Raw genomic sequence first — 22,305 nt, 5'->3', positions numbered from 1 at the left:
GAGGGTTATTCAACCGTCGATGCCGACGATTCCCGGTACCTCGCGGAGATCGTCGATCTCGTACGTCGTCTTCGGCCCCGTCGCGTCGGGACCGTAGCCGACAGTATCGATATCGAGCGCCGCCGCCCCGACGATGTCGTGACCGTACCGGTCACCGATCATGAGCGTCGCATCGGGATCGGCCGAAAGCGCGTCGAGCGCGTCTCGAAACATGCGCTCGTCGGGCTTGGTGTAGCCGACCGCCTCGGAGGTCGTGATGTGGTCGAAGCGGTCGCGGACGTCGAGCGCGCCGAGCAGGAGGTGTGCCTCCGGCGTGTCGATGTCGGAGACGATCGATTGATCGACATCGGTCCCCGAGAGACGCCTGATCGTTTCCGGCGCGCCGAGTTTGGGACGCACGGCGGCCGACACCGCCGCCTCCAGTCGCGCCCCCCAGTCGGCCGGCGGGTCGTTGTCGAAGAGTTCCGCCGTCGCCTTCGCATAGCCGTCGCGGGCGAGGCGGTATCGGGGTTTCTCTCTCCCTTTGAAGTGCTCGCCGAGAGCCGATGTCCACCGATCGAGCGCGGGTGACGAATCGAGATCCGCGTCGGCGGCGAGGTCCTCGATGAACGCCGCATATCCCTCGCGGATCGACTTCAGTTCGACGATGACGCCGCCGATGTCCCAGAAGACCGTTCGGTACGAACTCATGTGTGGTATCGTCGGCTTTCGTCGGTGCTATCGCTTTCGAGTCGACCCGTCGCCTCGAGGTGGGCCAGCGCACTCATCGTCTCGGGGATGAGATAGTTGACGTCGCACTCGCCGGCGACGGTGCGGGCGAGTGAGGGGGCCGTTTCGACGCCGTCTGCGACCAGGTCGACGAGGCGATCGAGGCGGTGATCGAGGCTCGATCGGTGGTGATCGACGACGTCAGCGAGGTCGGAGTGAACCGGGCCGTGTCCGGGGTACACCCGATCGACGTCGACCTCGGCCAGCCGTTCGAGCGCGGTGTAGAACGCCGCGAATGCGTCGCGGTACCCGTCGTCGAGTCCGTCGTGTACGACGACCGGCCGAAACGGGAGGATCCCCATGTCCCCGGCGAAAAGCGCGCGTTCCCCGCCGAGTTCCGCCGGATAGCTCAGGTGATCCGCCTGATGGCCTGGAAGGTGGACGGCGTCGACGGTGATACCCCCGACCGACGTCGAGTCCCCCGGTTCGATCCAGACGTCGACGGCTTCCGGGGGCAGTAACTCGGCGTTCCGGTCGAGCGACCTGACGGCCATTTCGACGAGGGTCTCGAGCCGTTCCCCCGAAAACCCCGCGTCGACGCAGTTCCGGCGGACGCGCTCCCCGAGCGCGTCTGACGCCCGTTTGAATCGCTCGCGCACGCTCGCGGGCGCGTGAACGGTGGCGCCGGTCGCCCCGAGGACGTTCGGGACGCCGCCGATATGATCGACGTGGGGGTGCGTGATCAGGACGTGGTCGATCTCGGCGAGCGATCTGCCGTGTTCCGAGAGGGCGGCTTCGAGGGCGTCGTCGCTCTGCGGCATCGCGGCGTCGACGAGAACCGGTTCGGGCCCGTCGACCAGATAGCACGCGACGTGCCCCGGCGGCCACTCGACGTCGAACTCCAGTCGGTGGATCGAGCCTTCCCTGCTCCGTTGGTTCATTCGCCGAAAGGTGGTCTGCCGGGCGGCATAAATCTTTGTTTCACGCTATCGCTTTTTTGTTTACCAATGTTTCGTAAAATTTCTCGGAGCATACCTTTATTAATAATCGCCGAGAACCGCGGACAACATGGCAGGAACGGACCACCGCGAGGAGCGTGAGCGTCGATGACAGATCGCTTTTCGATCGACGGACGGACAGCTGTGATCACCGGCTCGAGCCAGGGGATCGGTGCCGTCACGGCGAGGCAGTTCGCCTCGGAGGGCGCGAACGTCGTCGTGACGTCGCGGTCGCGGGATCGGATCGAGTCGGTCGCCGAGGAGATCAACGAGCGCGACGGGCCGGGCGAGGCGATCGCGATCGAGTGCGACGTGCGTGACCGGGCCGCCGTCGAGGCCCTCGTCGACGAGACCGTCGCGGAGTTCGGCGCGATCGATTCGATGATCAACAACGCGGGCGCGTCGTTCATGGCGAGCATCGACGACATCTCCGAGAACGGCTGGAAGACGATCGTCGATATCAATCTCCACGGGACCTTCCACTGCGCACAGATCGCCGGCAAACGGATGCAACGACAGGGCAGTGGCGGAACGATCATCAACTTCGCGTCGATCGCCGGAACGATGGGATCGAAGTACATGAGCCACTACGGGGCCGCGAAGGCTGCCGTGATCAACTTCACCACGTCGCTGGCCGGAGCCTACGCGGAACACGACGTTCGGGTCAACTGCGTCGCGCCGGGGCTCGTCGGGACGCCCGGCGTCGCTTCACAGATGGGGATCGATCCCGACGGGGTCGATCGGGCGGATATCGCGAAGGAGAGCGGTCTCCCAGCGGAGATCGCCGACATCGTCCAGTTCCTTGCCAGCGACGCATCCTCGTACATCGTCGGCGAAACGATAACCGCGCGGGGGGTCCCACCCCTAGAGGACGAACACCTGTGATAAAATAACAGAACAAGATCTACTCCTCCCGGTTGCCGCACAGCCCAGCGTCGACTCGCTCGTCGACGGCGCACGACTCGGTGAAGACCTCGGGTATGACACGGCGTGGCTTCCCGAGACGTGGGGACGAGACGCCGTCACGACGCCGACCTGCATCGCACGCGAAACCGAGGACATCGACATCGGCACGTCGATCATGCCCGTGTACTCGCGGTCGCCGGCGCTCATCGGTCAGACCGCGGCGACTCTCCAGGAGGTCTCCGAGGGTCGGTTTCGGCTCGGACTCGGTCCGTCGGGACCGATCGTCATCGAGAACTGGCACGGCGTCGAATTCGGGAACCCGCTGCGTCGCACGCGCGAGACGGTCGAGATCGTCAAAGGCGTGCTCTCCGGCAAATAAGTGGCCTACGGCGGCGAATAGTTCGAACTGGGAGGCTTTCGGCTCCGGTGTGAGCCGCCGGATCCCGCTCCAACGGTCGACACTGCAGGGATGGGCCCGAAAGCCGTCGAGTTGGCCGGTCGGTTCGCCGACGGCTGGCATGCCCTGCTTTTCACTCGCGACGGCCTCGAAGATCGGGTCGAAGATTTCGATCGCGGCTCCGAGATGGGCGGTCGGGATCGATCCCAACAGCGGGTCACCCTCTCGTTGACGTGCTGTGTCGACGACGACCCTGCGGTGGCGAAGCGACTCGTCAAACAGCACACCGCGTTCTATCTCGGTGGGATGGGAACCTTCTACCGCGACAACCTCGGGCGACAGGGCCACAAAGCCGTCGCCAACAAGATCTACCACAGTTGGCAAGACGGCAACAGGGAGGCGGCGATGGATGCGCTCGACGACGATCTCCTGGCGGAGATCGCCGTTTGGGGAACACCGGAGAAGGCACGCGAACACTTCGATCGCTTCTCCGACGTTGACGGCATCGATGCGGTTTCCGTGTCGTTCCCGCGTGCCGCGGATATCGAGCAGATCCGGACGACGGTACGTGCGCTCGCGCCGGAGTGAGCGCCGACCGGCGGGCGATTTATATACGAGGAGGGATCCACACCGACCCGTGCGCTGCTCCGTTGCCGGCGGCTCGCCAAGGCCGTAGTGTGATGCAATCGCGTCCGCGATCCACGTCCGCCGGTCGCATCTGGATCGCCTGCTCGCAACCGTCGGAGATCCATCACTCTGTCACCGGTGGTTGACCCACTGTTCTCGCCGTCGTGGCGTCCGGCGTTACAGCTCGTCGATCGCGGCTTCGATCTCGTCGATCGGGACCGGCCCAATCCACTTCTCAGTCGTCCACGCGTGCCGGACGACGCGGTCATCGTCGAGGACGAACACCGCGCGCCTCGGGGTTTTCGTCCCGGCCATCCCGTCGCGTTCGACGAGCAGTTCGTACGCGTCGGCGACGTCGCCGTTGAGGTCCGAAAAGAGGGCGAACGGGCTGTCGAGTTGCCGGATGAATTCGTTGATAGAGTAGGGACCGTCGCGAACGACTCCGTAGACCGGAACGCCGTCGAGCGCGTCCCACCCGCGGGTGGTGTATCGCGTCCACCAGTTCCGCGCGATGGCCGAAAAGACGAACCCGTCGAAGACAAGCACGCAGCCTACATTCCCGACGGACTCCGATAGCGCAGCCGGCCGAAACGTCTCGCCGTTGCACAGCAGTGCTTCGAAGTCCGGAGCAGTCTCCTCGACAGCTGGCGTCATACCAAACGGTCAAGCTGGGGCCACTTAATCACGGGGCTAGAGCGCAGTCGGACGCGACCGAGACGCCGCTACCGGCTGACGTCGATAGCCGAGCCGGCCTCCGTCGTCCCCCGTCTGACGAAGGAGAGAAAGAACGGCCGTCCGCAGCCCTCGGCGTCCGGGTCCCGCGCCGAGCCATCGCTCCCGCAGACGAATCGAACGCCCTCGGCCTCGTCGGATTCGTAGTCCTCATCGACCGAGACGTACGTCCACCCATCCAACGGATGCGGGGTGACCGATTTATCCGCGAGATATCCGTCGCGTGGCAGTTCGACGACCGTCTCACAGCGGGGACAGTAGTATGTGACCGGATACGTCATGATCGACGTACGTCCCGGTACCGTTTGGGCATGTCGCTCGGGGCAGTCTACCACCGCAGACGTTGGCGTGATTTTTTGCTTCTCGGCGCGTACCGAGGAGTATGACCGTCACGCTGTATCGGCTGGAGGGCTGTCCGTACTGCGAGTACGTCGTCGACGAACTCGACGAGTTGGGCGTCGAGTTCGATAGCATCTGGGTCGAGGGACTCCACTCGAAGCGCGACGAGGTGAAATCGGTCACGGGTCAACGACAGGTACCGGTGCTCGTCGACGACGAGTACGGCATCTCCATGAGCCAATCGGCCCGAATCATCGAATATCTACGGACGACGTACGGCGACGCGGCGTCGCGGGACGCCGTCGAGATCGAGGGCTGACGCCGATTCAGTCGTCGATATCGTGGGGGTCCAAGCCGGGATCGTCGACTGGGGGCGCACCGATCGAGAGGACAACGCCGCGCTCGTCGCTGACGTTTCGATGCCCGTGTCCGACCTTCGGTTCCGCGACCCAGAAGGTCCCGGGATCGGCGTCGACGTACTCGGTGTCGCCCGATCGTCCGAGCTTCAGCGAGAACTCACCCTCAAGGACGAAGTACAGCTCCTCCTGTTCGCTGTGGGCGTGATACTGGATCTCCTCACCGGGCTCGAAGTACCAGACGGTCGCCCGCATCTCCGACAGCCCGAGCTGTTCACCGATGGGACGAATGTCGAGATCCGGCGGCACCTCGTCGATTTCGGAGAGGTCCTTCAACGGAATGTCATCGAGATCGAGTACGTTGTAGTCCATGACACCTTCACGCACGAAAAGCGCGAACTAAAATGTACGTGTCACTGGACCTCGATGATGGCATCGGAGACAGATGGGTGGCACGAGGAGCGCCGCAGGCATTTTTATCTCGGGCGGCACAGTACGAACATGGATCGCGATGAACTCGCGCCCGTCGTCGAGGCGATCCGCACCGCGGACTCGGTCGTCGCGATGACCGGTGCGGGCGTCTCGACCGCATCGGGAATCCCCGATTTCAGATCCGAGGACGGGATCTGGAACGAGTACGATCCGAACGATTTCCACATCTCTCGGTTCCGAACTGACCCCGAAGGGTTTTGGCGCGAACGCGTAAGAATGATCGAGGAGGCGTTCGGCGGCGACGTCGAGCCAAACGCCGCTCACGAGGCGCTCGCGGGGCTCGAAGCCGACGGCCATCTGGGGACGCTCATCACTCAAAACGTCGACGGCCTGCATCAGGAAGCCGGGAGCGAGGATCCGATCGAGATCCACGGGAACGGCCAGCGGGTCGTCTGTACCGGCTGTGAACGCCGGTTTAGCGTCGATCCGATCATGGATCGAGTCCGTGACGGCGAGACGCCACCGACCTGTGAGCGCTGCGGTGACGTGCTCAAACCGGACGTGGTCCTCTTCGGCGAACGACTGCCGGAACACGAACTGTTTCGAGCCCAATCGGCCGCTCGGTCCGCCGATGTCTTTCTCGCCATCGGGTCGTCGCTCACGGTCGAGCCGGCCGCGTCGTTGCCGCGACGCGCCCACGAAAACGGTGGGACGCTCTGTATCGTCAACCTCGACCGAACGGAGCTGTCCGGACGGGCCGCATTCGATTCTCGCTCCGATGTAACTGAAACCCTTCCCCGTATCGAAGAATCGATTTGAACATCGATGAGCCACGATCCCTCGACGCGCACGATCAGTCGTCTGACAACCGAACCCTGACACCGTCCTCATCCGTCTCGGGAAACACCTTTCCGGGATTGAGAACATCGTTGGGATCGAACGCGGCCTTTATTTTCCGCATCATCTCGACGCCGATCTCGCCGTGTTCGGCCTCGAGGAATCGGCGTTTTCCCATCCCGATCCCGTGTTCGCCGGTCGCGGTCCCGCCGTATTCGAGGGCGCGTTCGACGACCGCGTCGTAGATCTCCTCTGCGGTGTGAATCATCTCCTCGTCGTCCGGGTCGACGAGCGCCGTGTAGTGGACGTTTCCATCGCCGGCGTGACCGAAACAGGGGAACAGGATCTCACGTTCGTCGGCGAGATCCTTCGCGAACCGGATGATCTCCGGATACTTGCTTATCGGAACGGTCACGTCGCCGGGATGACGGGGCGAGAGGTCCGGGTCGTACTGTTGGACCGCAAACGCGAGATCATCCCTGGCGCGCCACAGTTCGTCCATACGTTCGTCGCTCGAAGTCTCGAACTCCACGACGCCGTGGGACTCGATCACCGATCGGAAGAACTCGATCTCCTCGTCGATCCCGTGGTTCGCGTGAAACTCGAAGAAGATCATCGAGCCGTCCGGGAGTCCCGCGTCGAGGTAGTCGTTCGCCATCTCGGCGGCCAGTGAATCGATGAGTTCGATCTTCGCGGTGTCGACGCCGGATCGAACGGTGTCGAAGACTGCCGCGACGGCATCATCCATCGATTCGAAGACCGCACGACCGCCCTTGATCTGTTCGGGGAGCCCTTCGAGTTCGAGCGTCGAGCGCGTGACGACGCCCAGTGTGCCTTCGCTTCCGACGATGAGGTCTTTCAGATTGTAGCCGGAGGACGTCTTGACGGCGTTGCTCCCGAGTTCGACGACACTACCGTCGGCGAGCACGACTTCGAGTTCCAGTACCCAATCGGCGACTTCTCCGTACTTCACGGTCTTTTTTCCGGACGCATCGTTGACTATCATCCCGCCGATCGTCGAGAGGTCCGCCGACGAGGGCATCGGCGGGAAGAACATGCCGTGCTCCTCAACGGCCTCGTTTATCACGTTCCCCATCACCCCGGGTTCGACGTCGATCTGGAAGTCGTCGGGGCGGACCTCCAACACGGCGTTCATCTTCGTCATATCCATGCTGATCCCCTTGAACAGCGGTACCGGGTTCCCCTCGAGAGACGTGCCGGCGGCGTACGGCGTCACGGGAACGTCCCTCTCGTTCGCAGCGCTGAGAATCGTCGAGACGTCCGCCGTCGACTCGGGCCACACGACCGCGTCCGGCGTAACCCCCTCGCCGGTCGCTTCAGTCAGCCAATCGGTCGCGTGATTGTTCAGCGCCGACGGTTCGAACGAAACCGTCCCGTCGATCGAGAGGTCTTCGAGAAACGAGCAGTCGTAGGACATACACAAACCGGGTGACGCGTCCCGTATAAATGTATCCGCGAGCCACGGGCCATCGGAGCGTGACGGATAGCGCTCGGAGCCGCCGGACGGGGACAATCGGCAAGAACGAGCCACCCCCGAAATTAATGCCGTCCGTCAATTAAGGGTACGGAAGGATGAAAGCGCTCACAGTCACACAGTACGGCGACGCGGACGTGTTAACCATCAAGGAGAGAGGCCGCCCGGAGCCACGTGAGGGGCAGGTCCTCATCGAGGTCGAAGCGGCGGGCGTCAACTTCGCCGACATCATGCAGCGGCGAGGGCACTACCACGGCGGGCCCGAACCCCCATACACGCCGGGCATGGAGGTCGCAGGAACCATCGCCGAGGTGGGCGGCGGCGTCAACCGAGAGCCGGGAGAAAAGGTCGTTTCGCTCGTCAACGGCGGGGGGTACGCCGAATATGCGATCGCCGATGCGCGCGGTCTCCTCGAGATTCCGGACGGACTGAGTTTCGAGGAGGCGGCCGGATTCCCGGTCCAGTGGCTCACGGCACACAACTGCCTGCACGAGTGGGGCGAACTCGAGGGCGACGAGACCGTGTTGATCCACGCGGCCGCGGGCGGGGTCGGCAGTGCAGCCGTTCAACTCGCTGACGAGGCCGGAGCGACGGTGATCGGGACCGCCTCGACCGACGAGAAGTTGACGATGGCCGCTGACCTCGGGATGGACCACGGAATCAGATACATAGACGAGTCGTTCACCGAACGCGTCGACGAGCTCACGGACGGCGAGGGCGTCGATCTGGTGCTGGACGGGATCGGCGGTGAAACCAGCGACGAGAGCCTCGACGCGCTGAAATCGTTCGGGCGGATGGTCTCGTTCGGTGCGGCGTCGGGGACGCCCGGCCGCCCGAACACCACGGATTTGCTCTTCGGCAACAAGCGGGTCATCGGCTACCACCTCGGACGGGCGATAGAACAGCAGCCGATGAAGGTACTGGGAGCGGTACCGGAGCTCACGAACCTCCTCGCCGCCGGTATCCTCGAAGTGCGTGTCGGCCACGTGTTCGAGCTGACCGACGCGGCCGACGCCCACCGGCTTATCGAATCGAGAGAATCGAGCGGAAAGGTGGTGTTGGGTCCGTAGCGATGTGATCGGGGCGCGCCCCGGAATTATAAGCAACGAGAACGCCTACGTTCCATTGTGACTCACGGGGACGTGGACGTACTCGGCGTGGCTACTGACGCCGAAAGCAGGTGCGATCACTACGGGACCGAGCGTGACATCGTCGCGCTCAGGTTCGGTTGCTGTGAGAGATACTACGCCTGCCATAGGTGCCACGCGGAACTCGCCGATCACGAGGCCGAACCGTGGCCAGCAGATCGACGGGGCGAACCGGCAGCATACTGCGGCGTCTGTGGAGCGACGCTCACGGGAGCGGAGTATATGAGTGTCGAAGCGTGTCCAACGTGCGCTGCGGCGTTCAACCCAGGCTGTGCGAATCACTACGACCGCTATTTTGAGTGGGTTTAAAAGTAACACCAGGAAGAACGGTGGAGTCACCGACGCGACAGTTTATATACGGAGACGCGACCAGACCGCGCGTGGCGTGATGAACGCCCGGCGGCGATCGAGGTGAATGCGTGGAGCGTCGTCGTCGGATGGTCGAGCGGACGCCCCACCTGTTCGCCAACGAAGCGGGTAGACACCGTTTTGATCCTCCCGGCCGGATCGTCTCTCATGAACGAGACGGATCTCGCGTGGCGGACGCTGGACTCGGCGACCGACTACGAGTGTCCCGGGTTCGACGTCGTTCGTGACGACGTTCGCCTTCCCGACGGAACCGAGACTGACTTTCACTACGTGACGGAACCGCCGTCAGTCGTGATCTTACCGTTCACCGAGGACGGAGACGTCGTCGTCATCCACGAGTGGCGACACGCGGTCGGACGGATCAACTACGGGCTTCCGGCGGGCGGGCTCGAAGACGAGGATGATAACGTTCCAGCCGCGGCTCGTCGAGAACTGGCCGAGGAGACCGGCTACGAGGCGGATCGCGTCGAACGGCTGGCGACGTTCGAGCCCGCGAACGGCCTCTTCGACTCGACGTATCACTACGTCGTCGCCCACGGCTGCGTCCCCAACGGGGAACAGCAGCTGGATCACAACGAATCGATCGCCGTCGAGACCACGAGGTTCGAAGAACTAACAGCGCAAGCCGAAAGCGGAGAATTGCGCGATGGCCGATCGGCGCTGGCCGTGCTTCAGTACGCCCTCCGAGCCGGATCGTCCGGCGATTACTGATCGACGCTTACCGTTTCGATCTCGACGTCTTCTCGCGGCGCATCGTTGCGGCCGGTCGGGAGCGAGCCGATCTCTTCGACGACGTCCATCCCGTCGACGACCTGGCCGAAGACGGCGTGTCGGCCGTCGAGGTGCGGTTGGGCACCGAGCGTGATGAAGAACTGGCTGCCGTTCGTGTTCGGCCCGGAGTTCGCCATCGAGAGGATCCCCGCGCTGTCGTGGGTCAACTCGTCGTGGAACTCGTCGTCGAACTGGTAGCCCGGACCGCCGCGGCCCGTCCCCGTCGGATCCCCGCCTTGGATCATGAAGTCATCGATGATCCGGTGGAACGGAACGCCGTCGTAGAGCGGATCGATCCGCTTTTCGCCGGATTCCGGGTCTTCCCACGCGCCGGTTCCGGGTGCGATCTCGGTGCCGTCGTAGTCGTCGGCACCCGTCGCGAGGCCGATGAAGTTCTCGACCGTACGCGGCGCTCGTCCCTCGAACAGTTCGACGGTGATCTCGCCGTGGGTCGTTCGAATCGCTGCGGTCGGATTGTCGGGGTCGGAAACCGATCTCTGATCGCTCATATTAGAGACAGGTGTCGGGGTTGGAAAAGACTGCCGGCTTTCGGTTCCGTCACCGGTCATTCGGTCGTCATTTCGACCGAGACAGCCCGCGATAGCAATGCTCAGGGCGGCACCACCACCCCCCACGAGCGCTCGACGCGTACATCTCATAACCCCTGTACGCGGACGGCGGTCAAAAGTGCGGCCATCGTTTCGGCGCAAGAGCGAACCCACAGCCGTTTAACGCCACACGTGGAAGCCTTTGGTATGGTCCGGGATCCGTTGGCCAAAGACGACGGCCCAGACATCGACGTCGTGTTGGAGGCGTTGTACGACGAGGACTGTCGAACTATTCTCTCGGAACTGACGGACCCACGGACGGCGAGCACGCTCCTCGAACGGTGCGAAATCCCGCGATCGACGCTGTACCGAAAGCTCGATCTGCTTGTCGAAGCCACGCTCGTACAGGAGGGAACGGAGATCCGCGAGGAGGGTAGCCACGCCAACCGATACACCCCCGACTTTGAGGAGGTCATCGTGTCTCGAAACGAGGCGGGAGCGATCGAAATCGAAATCGAGCGACCGGCTCGGCGGGCCGACGAACGGCTCGCCGAGATGTGGTCCAAAGTGCGAAAGGAGTTATAGAGATGGCACACACGACAACAGGAATCGGAGTTCAGCTCGCGATTGCGGTGGTAAAGACGCTCATTCTCATCGTCGGGGGTCTTGTCACCTATCTCGCGTTCAGCGCGTATCGGCGCACGTACGATCGGTCGCTCGCGTTTCTCGCAGTCGGCTTCGCGTTGATCGTCGTTGGGGTCTTGCTCGCCGGCTTCACGTTCGAGTTGCTGAACATCGCACTCGGCGTCGGGGTTCTCGTGGAGAGTCTGTTCGTGCTCTTCGGATTGGGGATTATCGCCTACTCGCTCCGCGTTCGGTGAACGGTCCGGATCGAGTCCTCGCTTCGAAAGGCGTGACGTCGTCTCAACAGCGACTAGAACGCTCGAAGTTCGTCGAGGCGGTCGGCTGGTTCGCCCGACTCGATCGTCTCGTTTGCCACGTCGAGTCCCTCGGCGATGTCGACGACGTCCTCGGCGGCGTAGATCCGTAGCGCGGCGTTGACGGCGACGGCATCCGTGAACTGGTCTCCTCGATCGCCACGAAGGACCTCCTCGGTGATCGCGGCGGAGTCGACTGCGACGTCGTCGACGCCGAGGTCGTCGCTTTCGAAGTCCATGCCGTAGTCGGGAGTCTCGATGTCGAAGTCATCGATCTCCGAGCCGCAATCCCAAACGGCGACTTTGGTGGATCCGGGGCGGATGTCGTCGTATCCCTCCAGTCCTTGGAACATGACGATCCGTTCGATGTCGGCGGTCTCCGACGCGCCGAACGTGTCGATGATTCGCTTCGCGTACGGGAGATGATAAAATGAGCCGAGGTGGACGGACGCCGAAGCGGGGTTCGCGAGCGTTTCGATCGTGTTGACGAACGTCCGGACGCCCATCTGATCGCGCCGATCGAACAGCGCGTCGATCTCGGGGGCGAACTCCGGCTGGTAGTAGAAACCGAATCCGACCTCGTCGGTCATCTCGGCCGATTCGTCTGGCGACAGTTCGGTCCTGATGCCGAGTTCATCGAGGACGTGCTTGTAGGCGTCCTGCTTTTGCGTCGGTACTCGGTCACCGGAGTGAACGACAACTGGGGTCCCGGCCGCCGCGGCGACGAGCCCCGAGGCGACGCCGAGCAGCGCGGTTCGGCCCTTTCCGTCGTAGTTCGCCCCGCAGTCGACGGGATCACACGCCGGCTCGGCGATGTCGATCCCGTCGGCCATCACGTCGACGTACGCGCCAAGCTCCTCTGGCGTGTTCCGCTTCCAACGGTTCGCGAGCCAGAACGCGCCGAGCGTCGTCGGGTCCGGTTCCCCGTCGAGAATGCGGCGAAACGCCTCGGACGCCTGTTCGCGAGTCATGTCGTCGGCGGATTTGTGCCCCGAACCGACGACGTCGGTCATCAATCGTTTCAGCGGCCAGTCCCCGTATCGCTCGGTCGCGTGTGCCATAATCGAGATTCGGGTGTCGGAGGGAAAAATACATCCAATTCGGCGAGGGGTTCGCCGTTCCGGGACCGACGAAGCCTAAACCCCCGAGGCCGTATGGCGATCAATGACTACGCCGGCGATCGACGGTGACGACTGGCGGACGGACATCGACTCGGTCGACGCGGCGCTCATCGACGGCTACCAGTCGGGTTTTCCGACCGTGGAACGACCGTTCCGCGGCGTCGGGGAGTCGCTGGGAATCGACGAATCGGAGGCGCTCGAACGGGTGACTCGGCTCCGCGAGGCGGGGATATTCCGCCGTTTCGGGGCAGTTCTCAATCCGCCGGTCATCGGCGCGTCGACCCTCGCGGCGGTGCGAGCGCCGGAGGACCGTTTCGAGGACGTAGCGGCGACGATCAACGAGTACCGGCAAGTGAACCACAACTACCGACGCGATCACGAGTGGAACATGTGGTTCGTCGTGACGGCCGGATCGCTCGATACTCGCGATCGGATCATCGCCGAAATCGAGGATCGAACCGACTGTTCGGTGCTCGTGTTACCGATGCTGACCGACTTCTACATCGATCTGGAGTTTCCGGTCGTCAACGGCGATCGGTTCGCTCGGGAGTCGATCGATTCAACGGCCGTGACGGCGACGCGGATCTCCGAGACGGCGACGGCGGACCTCTCGGCGCTGGATCGGCGGCTGCTGCTCGAAATTCAGGACGGGTTCCCGCTCTCGGCGACGCCGTACCGGGATATCGCCGAAGAGATCGGTGCGCCCGTCGGCAACGTGTTGACCGCTATCGAGGGGCTCCTCGAGAACGGCTGTATCAAGCGCATCGGCTGTGTCGTCAATCACGTCGTGACTGGGTTCGACGCCAACTGCATGGTCGTCTGGGACGTGCCGGACGCCGAACTCGATCGATTGGGCGAGACGGTCGGCGAACTCCCGTACGTGACGCTGTGTTATCACCGGCCGCGGCGGCCAGCGCAGGGGTGGCGATACAATCTGTTTACGATGATCCACGGCCGCGAGTCCGAGGTCGTCGACGAGAAGATCGACGAGTTGGCGGCCGAGTACCTCCCGTTCGATCACGAGCGACTGTACTCGACGGAGACGTTGAAACAGACCGGCGCACGGTACGACGAGATCGTTAGCAGCGGTGAGTCATCACTCCACGACTGAAGACGCGGCTTTCCCTACATCCATGATCCGATAAAACCTCGTGGAACGCGCCCGCGGTTCGTGTGGGTACTCCGAACGGTCGGGTCGAACGCGACTACGTCGAGCCGTACCGCTTCAGGTCGTCGACTCGCTCGCAGAGGGCGTCCAGGCCGGCGTTGATCTCGTCGACACGTCCGGCGACGCCGTCGACCGGAACAGCTCCATTGGGAGTCGGATCCACGAGACCGTCGTCCTCCAGCATGCGGAGGGAGTATCTCGTCTTGTGTTCATCGATCCCTGTCACCTCAGCGATTCGGGAGATGCCGATCGGGTGGTGCGAGAGGACAGCCTCCAAGACGAGGAGGTCCCGCTCTTCTTTCCGGAGCTGTCTCGCCAGCCGATCAATCATTCGACCATCGGTACCGACCGGACGGTCAAAACGATATCGGAGTCGGGCGGCGTCAGGAGGCGGGGGTGCTCGCAGACGCGAGCAGTTCCTCGAGCCACGGCTCGTTCCGACACGCCTCGAACGGGATTGGCTCCGAAGGCGACGCCGACTGCGCACCGAGGGACCGCTCGTACCAAGCGACGTCGTGCCACGCGCCGAGTTTGTATCCCGCCTCGGGAAGGACCCCGACTCGTTCGAAGCCGAACGACTCGTGAAAGCCGACACTCTCGGGATTCGGCAGCGTCACGACGCCGTAGGCGCTCTTAAACCCCTGTCGATCGAGCGTTTCCAACAGCGCGGCGTACAGCGCCGAACCGAACCCTCGACCCCGACGCTCGCGGTCGAGATATATCGACAGTTCGACGGTCCACCGATACGCGTCTCGCTTTCGGAGCGGAGCCGCGTACGCGTATCCGAGCACGTCATCGTCGTGTTCGGCGACGAACCACGGATGCGTTTCGAGCCGCGTTCGGATATCCGACGCGACGGCCTCGGGAGCCGGAGGCGTCTCTTCGAACGTTGTGGCCGTCGTCTCGACGTACGGGCGATAGACCGACGCGATCGCCTTACCATCGGAGGGCTCCGCGATACAGAGCGTGAAAGCGTCCATGCCGTTCGTTCGGCGTTCGGCGCCAAATCGCTGATGGGATCTGCGACAGTGGCCGAATCAGACGATCACAGTGAGCAAAAAACATATCTCTCGGCAGAACGCAGTATCTGTATCAGGATGAACGAGGTTCAACTCGAGGTCGCAAAGGCGTACCCCAACGACTCCGGACGGGGGATCGCACGCCTCGATCCGGACACCCTGCTCCATCTCAAGCTGTCGCCGGGCGACATAATCGAGATCGAAGGGGCCGACACGACGGCGGCGAAGGTCTGGCGGGCCGACCGACAGGACTGGAACACTGACACGGTCCGGATCGACGGATTCACCAGACAGAACGCCGACATCGGGATCGGCGAACGGGTGACGATCCGGAAGGCAGAGGCGACGAAGGCCGAGCGGCTCGTGCTCGCGCCACCGGAGGAAGCGTCGGTCCAGTTCGGGTCGGACGCAGCAGGCATGGTCAAACGGCAGATACTCAAACGGCCGGTCGTCGAGCGCGACATCGTTCCCGTGATGAGCTCGACGAACCACCCGTTCATGCGTTCGCCGGGGCAGGCGATCCCGCTTATCGCCGTCGAAACCGATCCGGAGGGCGTCTGTCTCATCACGGAGGATACGGAAGTCGAACTCCGCGAGGAACCGATCGCCGGGTTCGAAAAGACCGGCGGCGGAATTACCTACGAGGACATCGGCGGCCTGCAAAGCGAGATCCAGCGGGTCCGCGAGATGGTCGAGCTGCCGATGAAACACCCGCAGATCTTCAAGAAACTCGGCATCGAGCCGCCGCAGGGCGTCCTGCTGCACGGCCCGCCAGGCACCGGGAAGACCCTGCTCGCGAAAGCGGTCGCCAACGAGACGTCGGCGAGTTTCTTCTCCATCGCGGGCCCCGAGATCATCTCGAAGTACTACGGCGAGTCCGAACAACAGCTCCGCGAGATCTTCGAGGACGCCACCGACGAGTCGCCCTCGATCGTCTTCATCGACGAACTCGACTCGATCGCGCCCAAGCGCGAGGACGTGACGGGCGAAGTCGAGCGGCGCGTCGTCGCCCAGCTGTTGACGATGATGGACGGGCTCGAATCACGCGGGCAGGTCATCGTCATCGCGGCGACGAACCGGGTCGATTCGGTTGATCCAGCGCTTCGCCGCCCCGGTCGGTTCGACCGGGAGATCGAGATCGGCGTCCCCGACGAGACGGGACGCAAGGAAATCCTCCAGATTCACACGCGGGGGATGCCGCTCTCGGACGACGTCTCGCTTGACCACATGGCCGACGAGACGCACGGGTTCGTCGGCGCGGACATCGAGAGCCTGACGAAGGAGGCGGCGATGAAGGCGCTTCGGCGGTACCTCCCCGAGATCGATCTCGACGAGGAGGACATCCCGCCGAGCCTCATCGATCGGATGATCATCAAGCGCCGCGACTTCCGCGGCGCGTTGAACGAGGTCGACCCCTCGGCGATGCGGGAGGTCCTCGTCGAGCTCCCGAAGATCTCGTGGGACGACGTCGGCGGACTTGAAGACGCGAAGGGGCAGGTCAAAGAGTCCGTCGAGTGGCCGATGAACGCCCCCGAGAAGTTCGAACGGATGGGGATCAGCCCGCCTGCTGGCGTCCTGCTGTACGGCCCGCCCGGAACCGGAAAGACGCTGATGGCGAAGGCCGTCGCCAACGAGACCAACGCCAACTTCATATCGGTCCGCGGTCCACAGCTGCTCTCGAAGTGGGTCGGCGAGAGCGAGAAGGCGATCAGACAGACGTTCCGAAAGGCCAGGCAGGTCTCTCCGACGGTGATCTTCTTCGACGAGCTCGACTCGTTGGCTCCCGGACGCGGAACCGACACCGGTTCGAACGTCTCCGAACGGGTCGTCAATCAGCTGTTGACCGAACTCGACGGCCTCGAAGAGATGGACGACGTGATGGTTATCGGCGCGACGAACCGCCCCGACATGATCGATCCGGCGCTCATCCGATCGGGCCGCTTCGATCGGCTGGTCATGATCGGCGAGCCCGACACCGAGGGGCGCGAGCAGATTCTCCGGATTCACACGGGTGACACGCCGTTAGCGCCCGACGTGAGTCTCCGCGAACTCGCCGAGATCACCGGCGGGTACGTCGGTTCGGACCTCGAATCGATCGCCAGAGAGGCCGCCATCGAGGCGCTCAGAGAGGACGACGACGCCGACGAGGTCGAGATGCGTCACTTCCGACAGGCGCTCGAGTCGGTCCGGCCCACGATCACGGACGATATCCGCGAGTACTACGAGCAGGTCGAAGACCAGTTCCGCGGCGGCAGCCCGGACGGTCGACAACAGCGCGGCGGGCGGATCGGCTTCCAGTAAGGCGGCCGCCCGGCTTTTTTCCGAGCGTCGTCGAGAGGAGACGGTCGGTCAGTCGAGGCCGATCCCCAACGCTGTGACGAGAACTCGTCCCTTCAGCACGACGAATCCACCGGCTATGAGGCCGAAACCGATGATCATCGCGGGCGTCAGCGCCTCATCGAGTAGCACGATACCCCCGAGAGTGGCGAAGATCGGCACAACGTAGGAGACCAGATTGATCTCGAGCGGGCCGAATTCTGCCAAGAGCGTAAAGTAGATCATGTAGCCCACAGCGCTGCCGAGTACGGCGAGGTACAGGACCGAGAGGGCTCCGAGAAGCGTCGGGGTGACGTCTGCGAACCGCTCGCCGATCCCGAAACTACCGACGTGAAGCACGACGCCGCCGACGAGCATCGCCCACGCGGTCATTGCCCCGATCCCGAGCGTCGGAGCGAGCCGTCGGAGCAACACGCTCCCGAGAGCCACGCTCACGCCGGCGGCGAGCACGAACCCCATGCCGACGAGCTCCGCGGAGAACAGGTTCCCCGGATCGGGCTGTGCGATGACGCCGACGCCGACGAGGCCCATCCCGACGCCGAGCAGTCGACGTGCGGTGATCGGTTCGGACGGGAGCAGGACCGCCGCGAAGCCTGCCGTCAAGAGCGGGATGAGCCCGTAGAGGATTGAGGCGATCCCGCCGGGAACGGTCTGTTGACCGATGAACAGCAGGCTGTTTCCGGCGATGAGAAACGCCCCAGCGGTCGCGATCGCCAGGCCGTCGCTTCGAGTGTGTGGTACCCACTCGACGCCCCGAATCACGAGAAACCCGAGCAGCGCGACCCCGGCGACGTCGTATCTGACGGCCGCGAACAGAAGCGGTGGGAACGAATCGAGACCGATCGTGATCGCGGGAAACGTGAGTCCCCAGAGCGCGGAGAGCGCGACGAACAGACCGAGGTTTCGCGCCCGACTCATCGGGATACTCGTTGGAGAGCGATCGAAGCCCGTGCTGATCGGGGACGTAGGACGGCAGATCGCCGCGTGGGGAGAGACATATCCGCGCTTCGGTGCACTCGCTGAAAAACGATCCGAGTTCGTTCCGAGTCGGATCGACGTGGCCGAAGCGCACGCCCAGAACCGCCGACATTATAATCGCCGCGGTTGGGGATGTGCCATGGTGATCCTACACACCTGTCTGAACGTGACCGACGTCGAACAGTCCGTCGAGTGGTACGTCGAAAACCTCGGATTCGAGGAGTCGTGGGGCTTCGAAACCGAAGACGGCGAGACCGTCAACCGGTACGTCGCCGACGAGAACGGGATGGAGATTCAGCTGTCGGAGACGGCGGGGGAGACCCCCGCCGAAGACGGCGATCTCTGGGACCACCTCGCGGTGAAGGTCGACGACGTCGATACCGCCTTCGCGGATATCGACAACCACGGCGTCCGACAGGAGCCGACGGATCAACCCATCGCAGATGCCCGAACGGCCTTCATCGAGGATCCCGACGGACACGTCGTCGAGCTGGTCGAATCGCTCGACGAGTAGCACTTCAGTTATTCGAGGTCGTCGCTTGTTTCGATCCGGACCTCGTTTCGCAGCGATGCTCCGGAGTCCAATCGGCCGACGTTCTCGGCGACGATGTCGGCGAGTCGCTCGTAGTACGCCGGCGTCGAACCGGCCGAGTGTGGTGTGATGAGCGCGTCATTGAGCCCCCACAGCGGGTGGTCGTCCGGCAACGGCTCGGGGTCAGTCACGTCGAGGGCCGCGCCGCCGATCCACCCTCGGCGGAGGTACTCGACCAGCGCATCCGTGTCGATTACCTCGCCGCGGGCGACGTTGACGAGTACAGCGTCCGGCGGGAGCGTTCCGAGCTCCTCGGGACCGACGAGCCCGCGCGTTTCGTCGGTGAGCGGGCAACACAGGACGACGAATTGACTGCGAGCGAGCGCGTCGTGGAGGCTATCCGGTCCGAGTACCTCGTCCGTCGGGCCGCCCGATTCCGGCGTTCGACGCACGCCGATCGTGTCCACGCCGAACGGTTCGAGACGTTTCGCGATTCCTCGGCCGATGGCGCCCAGGCCGACGATCGTCACGGTCGATCCCGAGAGTTCGGTCGGCGTGGCCGGCTGCCAGGTGTCCGCCCGCGCCGCCTCGTGCAGTCGGCGCGAAAACGCGAGCATGGACCCGATGGCCTGCTCGGACGCGTTCGGTGTGTGGACGCCCGCGGCGTTCGTCACGCGGACGCCGTGCTCGGCGAGCGCGTCGAGCGGGAGGTGACTGGTGCCGACGTACGCGCACGCGAAGACATCGAGCGCGTCGGCGCGCTCCAGCAGGGAGCGGTCGAGCCGGAGGCCGGTGACCACGTCGGCCGTCGGGATCGCCTCGCGCTCCTCGTCGGGCGTTCGCGCGTATCGGATCGCGTGTCCGTCGAGCCGCGACCGGAGCGCTTCGGCGTACGATTCCGTGGGAATTCCGTGAACCCCCTCACGGAGGACGAGTAGCTCCATGGAACGGGGTTACGCGGGATGATATTTCAATCCCGGCGGGTAGAGACGGACAAATCAGCCTGACAGCGGAACGACGACGGTGGGGATATCGACCGACTCGACCAGCTGTTGAGTCGTGCGTCCGAGCGATGGGCCAGCGCCGGGATCGCCGGCGTGTGGTCCGATGAGGACGATATCCGGCGTGTAGTCGTCGATCGCCGAGACGATCGCCGGTGTCGGATCGCCGCCGGCGTGGATTCGCTTCGTTTCGACGTTCGCGTACCCGAGCAGCCGAGCGTTCGCGACGTTCAGTGCGTCGGCGGCGTCGCGGGCGTCGGGGCCCGAAACCGAGACGAAGGTGACCGTATCCGACGAACCGAGTCGGGGCTCGAGATAGTCACAGGCGGCTGCGGTCGTGTGGACTGAATCGGTGGCGATCAGCGCGTGCATACCGACACGTCGCCGTCGCGCCGTTCGAACGTTTCGGTGGCCGTGGACGCGCTGCCGCGAGCAGCGATCCGAACCGCGCCGCTTAGGAGGCCGCCTGCCGAGCCACCGGTATGACGAGTCGTCGGCAGTGGATCACGCTCGGATTGGCGACGTTCACCCGGTTTTCGGGGGCGATCCTCATGGGAACGGTACTGGCGGTCATCGTCGAGGCACGAGCGTCCGCCTTCGCGGCCGGGCTCGTCGGGACGGCGTACTACGCCGGATTGATGCTCTTCTCGCCCTTTTGGGGCGCGTTCGCTGACATCACCGGTCGCAGACGACTCGTGTTGATCGTCACCGGAATCGGCGGGCTGTTGGCCGTCCTTCCGCTCCTCGTTGCCGATAGCGTCCCCGTCGCAATCGGCTCCCGGGGCGTGTACGCCGCCTTCCTCGCCGGGTTCGCACCCGTCGCACTCACCATCGCGAGCCACCACGGCGGGACCGCCGGTCGGGGGCGATCGATCGGACTGTTCAACAGCGCCAGATCGGGCGGTTTCGCGTTCGGGTACGTCGTTTCGGGGGCGCTCTTGGAGTACGTCACGCCGGTCGACATCTACTGGGCGATCGCGGCGATCACCGCGGTATCGACGGTCGCGCTGGTCGCCGTTTCGGATCCGACGCCGACGCCGGCCCGCGACGTTTCCGTCGGCGAACTGATCGCCGAGACGCGCCGCCGCCTGTTTCCAGCCCCGTCTGACCGGGGGCATCTGCACCGAAACGGGCTCGCATGGCTCTATGTTGCCGTCACGCTGCGGAACGTCGCCGTGCTCGGGATCATGGCGATCATCGCGCCGTATCTCATCAGCGTCGTCGGCGTCGCGGAGTTCACGATGGGCGTGTTGCTCGCGTTCAACCACGGCTCGCAGACCGGATTCATGTACGCGCTGGGAATCGTTTCCGACCGAACGGGACGGAAACCGCTCGTCGTCGTCGGGATGGCCGGGAGCGCCGTCTTCGCGCTGCTGGCGGCCGGGTTGACGCTCGTTCCCCCCGGTTCGCTCCGGCTCGTCTTCGGGGCGGGGACGTTCGTGGTACTGGGTGCGTCGTTCTCGGCGATGACCATCGGCGGACTGGCGTTCATAAGCGATGTCTCTCCGGAGGGCCGCGAGTCGGAACTCATGGGGATCCGCGAGACCGCGAGGGGGATCGGCGGTGTCGCCGGGCCCGCCGCGGTCGGCGCGGTCGCGACGCTCTCGAGCTACGAAGCCGCGTTCGCCGCGGCGAGTCTCCTCGCTGTCGTCGCCACCGTCGTCGTCGCACGGGGGCTGCGCGAGACGTACGACGGGGAAACTGGAAGGGTCGTCGTCGACCCCTGATCGACCCGACTACTCGCCAACGAACTCCGGGGGTTCGTCCCCGCCGAAGGCTGCGTGTCCGCGAGCGAAGTCGGTCGTGTCGGTGAGCTCCGCGATCGTTTCGCCCTCGTTGGCCAACTGCGTCTCGAGCGGATTGTCGAGGCTCTCCGCGAGCAGTCGTTTCGTCGCCGCGTATCCCTTCGTCGGCCCCGAAGCGAGCCGCGAAGCCTCCTCGGAGAGCCGCGCGTCGAGTTCGTCATCGGCGACGACCTCCGTGGCCAATCCGATCTCGACCGCTTCCTCGGCACCGATCGGCTCGTCGCGCAACGCGAGTTCCTGGGCGCGTCGAAGCCCGACGAGTCGCGGAAGGAGATACGTCGAGCCGCCGTCGCCGGAGAGGCCGATTCTCGGATAGGCGAACTCGAAGCGCGCGGACTCGGCGGCGAGGACGATGTCACCGCAGATCGACGGGCCGAGTCCGCCGCCCGCTGCGACGCCGTTGACACCCATGACGACGGGCTTCGGGGCGCGAACGAGCTGGCTCACGAACTCGTGGAGCCCGGCGGCGAGGCTCCGAACGTGGGCTTCGTCGGTGCCGTCGGCAGAGAGCTCCGTCAGATCGGCACCCGTGTTGTACGCCGGACCGTTCGCCGTCACGGCGATCGCCCTGATCTCGTCGTCGCTCACGAATTCGTGTGCGGCGTCGGGGAGTTCCTCGCCCATCCGCGCATTGATCGAATTGTGCGCGTCGGGGCGATCAAACGCGATCGTTCCGACGCCGTCCGCCTGGGTACACTCGAGAGTTTCGTACGCCATACTCCCCGATCGACGGCCGACCCCTT

25 protein-coding genes and 2 pseudogenes are annotated in these 22,305 nt (G+C 64.3%); 13 read left to right on the top strand and 14 right to left on the bottom strand.

The features are described from left to right. Window positions 1–9: 9 nt before the first annotated feature. Window positions 10–690: an HAD family hydrolase gene (locus DM868_RS00945; RefSeq protein ID WP_137274989.1), complete on the bottom strand. Its 681-nt coding sequence runs from the start codon at window positions 688–690 to the stop codon at window positions 10–12. Then, a complete protein-coding gene (locus tag DM868_RS00940) occupies window positions 687–1,649 on the bottom strand; it encodes an MBL fold metallo-hydrolase (RefSeq protein ID WP_137274988.1) in 963 nt (320 codons plus the stop codon). The genes DM868_RS00945 and DM868_RS00940 overlap by 4 nt, the downstream gene beginning before the upstream one ends. Window positions 1,650–1,814: 165 nt before the next feature. Here DM868_RS00940 and DM868_RS00935 point away from each other — a divergent pair, with 165 nt between their 5' ends. Then, a complete protein-coding gene (locus DM868_RS00935; RefSeq protein ID WP_137274987.1) occupies window positions 1,815–2,591 on the top strand; it encodes an SDR family NAD(P)-dependent oxidoreductase in 777 nt (258 codons plus the stop codon). A 4-nt stretch (window positions 2,592–2,595) separates the two neighbouring features. Beyond that, window positions 2,596–3,597: pseudogene (locus tag DM868_RS00930) on the top strand (TIGR04024 family LLM class F420-dependent oxidoreductase). A gap of 216 nt (window positions 3,598–3,813) precedes the next feature. Here the strand turns inward: DM868_RS00930 and DM868_RS00925 are convergent. Continuing rightward, window positions 3,814–4,290, bottom strand: coding sequence for a redoxin domain-containing protein (locus DM868_RS00925; protein ID WP_137274986.1), 477 nt, complete (start codon window positions 4,288–4,290; stop codon window positions 3,814–3,816). Between the two features lie 80 nt (window positions 4,291–4,370). Then, a pseudogene (locus DM868_RS00920) lies at window positions 4,371–4,649 on the bottom strand (hypothetical protein); the annotation flags it as partial. Window positions 4,650–4,750: 101 nt separating this feature from the next. On the opposite strand from DM868_RS00920, the gene DM868_RS00915 reads away from it, so the two are divergent. After that, complete coding sequence (locus DM868_RS00915; protein ID WP_137274984.1) at window positions 4,751–5,026, top strand: glutaredoxin family protein; 276 nt, start codon at window positions 4,751–4,753, stop codon at window positions 5,024–5,026. Between the two features lie 7 nt (window positions 5,027–5,033). Here DM868_RS00915 and DM868_RS00910 read toward each other — a convergent pair whose 3' ends face one another. After that, entirely contained in the window at window positions 5,034–5,435 is a 402-nt protein-coding gene (locus DM868_RS00910) for a cupin domain-containing protein (protein WP_137274983.1), read from the bottom strand. A 129-nt stretch (window positions 5,436–5,564) separates the two neighbouring features. On the opposite strand from DM868_RS00910, the gene DM868_RS00905 reads away from it, so the two are divergent. Continuing rightward, a complete protein-coding gene (locus tag DM868_RS00905) occupies window positions 5,565–6,314 on the top strand; it encodes an SIR2 family NAD-dependent protein deacylase (RefSeq protein ID WP_137274982.1) in 750 nt (249 codons plus the stop codon). A gap of 34 nt (window positions 6,315–6,348) precedes the next feature. Here the strand turns inward: DM868_RS00905 and DM868_RS00900 are convergent, their stop codons facing one another. Continuing rightward, window positions 6,349–7,770 (bottom strand): FAD-binding oxidoreductase, encoded by a 1,422-nt coding sequence (locus DM868_RS00900; RefSeq protein ID WP_137274981.1) that lies wholly within the window; start codon window positions 7,768–7,770, stop codon window positions 6,349–6,351. A 155-nt stretch (window positions 7,771–7,925) separates the two neighbouring features. Between DM868_RS00900 and DM868_RS00895 the strand changes: the two genes are divergently transcribed. From DM868_RS00895 to DM868_RS00885, 3 genes are all read left to right on the top strand, one after another. Further along, window positions 7,926–8,897 carry a quinone oxidoreductase family protein gene (locus DM868_RS00895; protein ID WP_137274980.1) on the top strand — a complete coding sequence of 324 codons (972 nt, stop codon included), beginning with the start codon at window positions 7,926–7,928 and terminating at the stop codon, window positions 8,895–8,897. A gap of 57 nt (window positions 8,898–8,954) precedes the next feature. Further along, window positions 8,955–9,284, top strand: coding sequence for a CHY zinc finger protein (locus DM868_RS00890; protein ID WP_310675684.1), 330 nt, complete (start codon window positions 8,955–8,957; stop codon window positions 9,282–9,284). 207 nt (window positions 9,285–9,491) lie between these two features. After that, window positions 9,492–10,055: an NUDIX hydrolase gene (locus DM868_RS00885; RefSeq protein WP_137274979.1), complete on the top strand. Its 564-nt coding sequence runs from the start codon at window positions 9,492–9,494 to the stop codon at window positions 10,053–10,055. On the opposite strand, the gene DM868_RS00880 is transcribed toward DM868_RS00885, so the two are convergent. Beyond that, window positions 10,049–10,624 (bottom strand): peptidylprolyl isomerase, encoded by a 576-nt coding sequence (locus tag DM868_RS00880; RefSeq protein ID WP_137274978.1) that lies wholly within the window; start codon window positions 10,622–10,624, stop codon window positions 10,049–10,051. The two genes, DM868_RS00885 and DM868_RS00880, sit on opposite strands and share 7 nt — an antisense overlap. Before the next feature lie 246 nt (window positions 10,625–10,870). On the opposite strand from DM868_RS00880, the gene DM868_RS00875 reads away from it, so the two are divergent. Together DM868_RS00875 and DM868_RS00870 are read left to right on the top strand one after the other, a co-directional pair. Beyond that, window positions 10,871–11,248: a winged helix-turn-helix domain-containing protein gene (locus tag DM868_RS00875; RefSeq protein ID WP_137274977.1), complete on the top strand. Its 378-nt coding sequence runs from the start codon at window positions 10,871–10,873 to the stop codon at window positions 11,246–11,248. A gap of 2 nt (window positions 11,249–11,250) precedes the next feature. Next, complete coding sequence (locus tag DM868_RS00870; protein ID WP_137274976.1) at window positions 11,251–11,544, top strand: DUF7521 family protein; 294 nt, start codon at window positions 11,251–11,253, stop codon at window positions 11,542–11,544. 53 nt (window positions 11,545–11,597) lie between these two features. Here the strand turns inward: DM868_RS00870 and DM868_RS00865 are convergent, their stop codons facing one another. Next, window positions 11,598–12,662 (bottom strand): anthranilate phosphoribosyltransferase, encoded by a 1,065-nt coding sequence (locus DM868_RS00865; protein ID WP_137274975.1) that lies wholly within the window; start codon window positions 12,660–12,662, stop codon window positions 11,598–11,600. Window positions 12,663–12,765: 103 nt separating this feature from the next. Between DM868_RS00865 and ahbB the strand changes: the two genes are divergently transcribed. Continuing rightward, window positions 12,766–13,833, top strand: coding sequence for a siroheme decarboxylase subunit beta (ahbB, locus tag DM868_RS00860; RefSeq protein WP_137274974.1), 1,068 nt, complete (start codon window positions 12,766–12,768; stop codon window positions 13,831–13,833). 94 nt (window positions 13,834–13,927) lie between these two features. On the opposite strand, the gene DM868_RS00855 is transcribed toward ahbB, so the two are convergent. Together DM868_RS00855 and DM868_RS00850 are read right to left on the bottom strand one after the other, a co-directional pair. Then, window positions 13,928–14,221, bottom strand: coding sequence for a hypothetical protein (locus DM868_RS00855; protein WP_137274973.1), 294 nt, complete (start codon window positions 14,219–14,221; stop codon window positions 13,928–13,930). Between the two features lie 52 nt (window positions 14,222–14,273). Next, window positions 14,274–14,870 (bottom strand): GNAT family N-acetyltransferase, encoded by a 597-nt coding sequence (locus DM868_RS00850; RefSeq protein ID WP_137274972.1) that lies wholly within the window; start codon window positions 14,868–14,870, stop codon window positions 14,274–14,276. 117 nt (window positions 14,871–14,987) lie between these two features. Between DM868_RS00850 and DM868_RS00845 the strand changes: the two genes are divergently transcribed. After that, window positions 14,988–17,210: a CDC48 family AAA ATPase gene (locus DM868_RS00845; protein ID WP_137274971.1), complete on the top strand. Its 2,223-nt coding sequence runs from the start codon at window positions 14,988–14,990 to the stop codon at window positions 17,208–17,210. Between the two features lie 48 nt (window positions 17,211–17,258). Here DM868_RS00845 and DM868_RS00840 read toward each other — a convergent pair whose 3' ends face one another. After that, on the bottom strand, window positions 17,259–18,164 hold the full coding sequence (locus tag DM868_RS00840) for a DMT family transporter (RefSeq protein ID WP_137274970.1): 906 nt from the start codon (window positions 18,162–18,164) through the stop codon (window positions 17,259–17,261). 199 nt (window positions 18,165–18,363) lie between these two features. Between DM868_RS00840 and DM868_RS00835 the strand changes: the two genes are divergently transcribed. Further along, a complete protein-coding gene (locus tag DM868_RS00835; RefSeq protein WP_137274969.1) occupies window positions 18,364–18,738 on the top strand; it encodes a VOC family protein in 375 nt (124 codons plus the stop codon). Window positions 18,739–18,746: 8 nt separating this feature from the next. Here DM868_RS00835 and DM868_RS00830 read toward each other — a convergent pair whose 3' ends face one another. Beyond that, on the bottom strand, window positions 18,747–19,700 hold the full coding sequence (locus tag DM868_RS00830) for a D-2-hydroxyacid dehydrogenase (RefSeq protein ID WP_137274968.1): 954 nt from the start codon (window positions 19,698–19,700) through the stop codon (window positions 18,747–18,749). A gap of 54 nt (window positions 19,701–19,754) precedes the next feature. Then, on the bottom strand, window positions 19,755–20,129 hold the full coding sequence (locus DM868_RS00825; protein ID WP_137274967.1) for a universal stress protein: 375 nt from the start codon (window positions 20,127–20,129) through the stop codon (window positions 19,755–19,757). A gap of 110 nt (window positions 20,130–20,239) precedes the next feature. Here DM868_RS00825 and DM868_RS00820 point away from each other — a divergent pair, with 110 nt between their 5' ends. After that, window positions 20,240–21,484 carry an MFS transporter gene (locus DM868_RS00820; protein ID WP_137274966.1) on the top strand — a complete coding sequence of 415 codons (1,245 nt, stop codon included), beginning with the start codon at window positions 20,240–20,242 and terminating at the stop codon, window positions 21,482–21,484. 9 nt (window positions 21,485–21,493) lie between these two features. Here the strand turns inward: DM868_RS00820 and DM868_RS00815 are convergent, their stop codons facing one another. After that, the gene (locus tag DM868_RS00815; RefSeq protein ID WP_137274965.1) at window positions 21,494–22,279 is read right to left on the bottom strand and encodes an enoyl-CoA hydratase/isomerase family protein; all 786 of its coding nucleotides are present in this window, start codon (window positions 22,277–22,279) and stop codon (window positions 21,494–21,496) included. Between the last annotated feature and the right edge of the window lie 26 nt (window positions 22,280–22,305).

It is taken from the genome of Natronomonas salsuginis (genome assembly GCF_005239135.1).
GTDB classification, from domain to species: domain Archaea; phylum Halobacteriota; class Halobacteria; order Halobacteriales; family Haloarculaceae; genus Natronomonas; species Natronomonas salsuginis.
Note: the sequence above shows the minus strand (reverse complement) of the source record. Positions and strands in the feature narration are given on the sequence as shown.

What these genes read in the sequence shown, in the direction of transcription:
- DM868_RS00895 (WP_137274980.1), top strand. Translation starts at nt 7,926, where the DNA reads ATGAAAGCGCTCACAGTCACACAGTACGGCGACGCGGACGTGTTAACC.
- DM868_RS00855 (WP_137274973.1), bottom strand. Translation starts at nt 14,221, where the DNA reads ATGATTGATCGGCTGGCGAGACAGCTCCGGAAAGAAGAGCGGGACCTC.
- DM868_RS00820 (WP_137274966.1), top strand. Translation starts at nt 20,240, where the DNA reads ATGACGAGTCGTCGGCAGTGGATCACGCTCGGATTGGCGACGTTCACC.
- DM868_RS00885 (WP_137274979.1), top strand. Translation starts at nt 9,492, where the DNA reads ATGAACGAGACGGATCTCGCGTGGCGGACGCTGGACTCGGCGACCGAC.
- DM868_RS00925 (WP_137274986.1), bottom strand. Translation starts at nt 4,290, where the DNA reads ATGACGCCAGCTGTCGAGGAGACTGCTCCGGACTTCGAAGCACTGCTG.
- DM868_RS00850 (WP_137274972.1), bottom strand. Translation starts at nt 14,870, where the DNA reads ATGGACGCTTTCACGCTCTGTATCGCGGAGCCCTCCGATGGTAAGGCG.
- DM868_RS00815 (WP_137274965.1), bottom strand. Translation starts at nt 22,279, where the DNA reads ATGGCGTACGAAACTCTCGAGTGTACCCAGGCGGACGGCGTCGGAACG.
- DM868_RS00945 (WP_137274989.1), bottom strand. Translation starts at nt 690, where the DNA reads ATGAGTTCGTACCGAACGGTCTTCTGGGACATCGGCGGCGTCATCGTC.
- DM868_RS00870 (WP_137274976.1), top strand. Translation starts at nt 11,251, where the DNA reads ATGGCACACACGACAACAGGAATCGGAGTTCAGCTCGCGATTGCGGTG.
- DM868_RS00835 (WP_137274969.1), top strand. Translation starts at nt 18,364, where the DNA reads ATGGTGATCCTACACACCTGTCTGAACGTGACCGACGTCGAACAGTCC.
- DM868_RS00910 (WP_137274983.1), bottom strand. Translation starts at nt 5,435, where the DNA reads ATGGACTACAACGTACTCGATCTCGATGACATTCCGTTGAAGGACCTC.
- DM868_RS00865 (WP_137274975.1), bottom strand. Translation starts at nt 12,662, where the DNA reads ATGGCACACGCGACCGAGCGATACGGGGACTGGCCGCTGAAACGATTG.
- DM868_RS00830 (WP_137274968.1), bottom strand. Translation starts at nt 19,700, where the DNA reads ATGGAGCTACTCGTCCTCCGTGAGGGGGTTCACGGAATTCCCACGGAA.
- DM868_RS00940 (WP_137274988.1), bottom strand. Translation starts at nt 1,649, where the DNA reads ATGAACCAACGGAGCAGGGAAGGCTCGATCCACCGACTGGAGTTCGAC.
- ahbB (WP_137274974.1), top strand. Translation starts at nt 12,766, where the DNA reads ATGACTACGCCGGCGATCGACGGTGACGACTGGCGGACGGACATCGAC.
- DM868_RS00915 (WP_137274984.1), top strand. Translation starts at nt 4,751, where the DNA reads ATGACCGTCACGCTGTATCGGCTGGAGGGCTGTCCGTACTGCGAGTAC.
- DM868_RS00825 (WP_137274967.1), bottom strand. Translation starts at nt 20,129, where the DNA reads ATGCACGCGCTGATCGCCACCGATTCAGTCCACACGACCGCAGCCGCC.
- DM868_RS00905 (WP_137274982.1), top strand. Translation starts at nt 5,565, where the DNA reads ATGGATCGCGATGAACTCGCGCCCGTCGTCGAGGCGATCCGCACCGCG.
- DM868_RS00900 (WP_137274981.1), bottom strand. Translation starts at nt 7,770, where the DNA reads ATGTCCTACGACTGCTCGTTTCTCGAAGACCTCTCGATCGACGGGACG.
- DM868_RS00880 (WP_137274978.1), bottom strand. Translation starts at nt 10,624, where the DNA reads ATGAGCGATCAGAGATCGGTTTCCGACCCCGACAATCCGACCGCAGCG.
- DM868_RS00935 (WP_137274987.1), top strand. Translation starts at nt 1,815, where the DNA reads ATGACAGATCGCTTTTCGATCGACGGACGGACAGCTGTGATCACCGGC.
- DM868_RS00840 (WP_137274970.1), bottom strand. Translation starts at nt 18,164, where the DNA reads ATGAGTCGGGCGCGAAACCTCGGTCTGTTCGTCGCGCTCTCCGCGCTC.
- DM868_RS00875 (WP_137274977.1), top strand. Translation starts at nt 10,871, where the DNA reads ATGGTCCGGGATCCGTTGGCCAAAGACGACGGCCCAGACATCGACGTC.
- DM868_RS00845 (WP_137274971.1), top strand. Translation starts at nt 14,988, where the DNA reads ATGAACGAGGTTCAACTCGAGGTCGCAAAGGCGTACCCCAACGACTCC.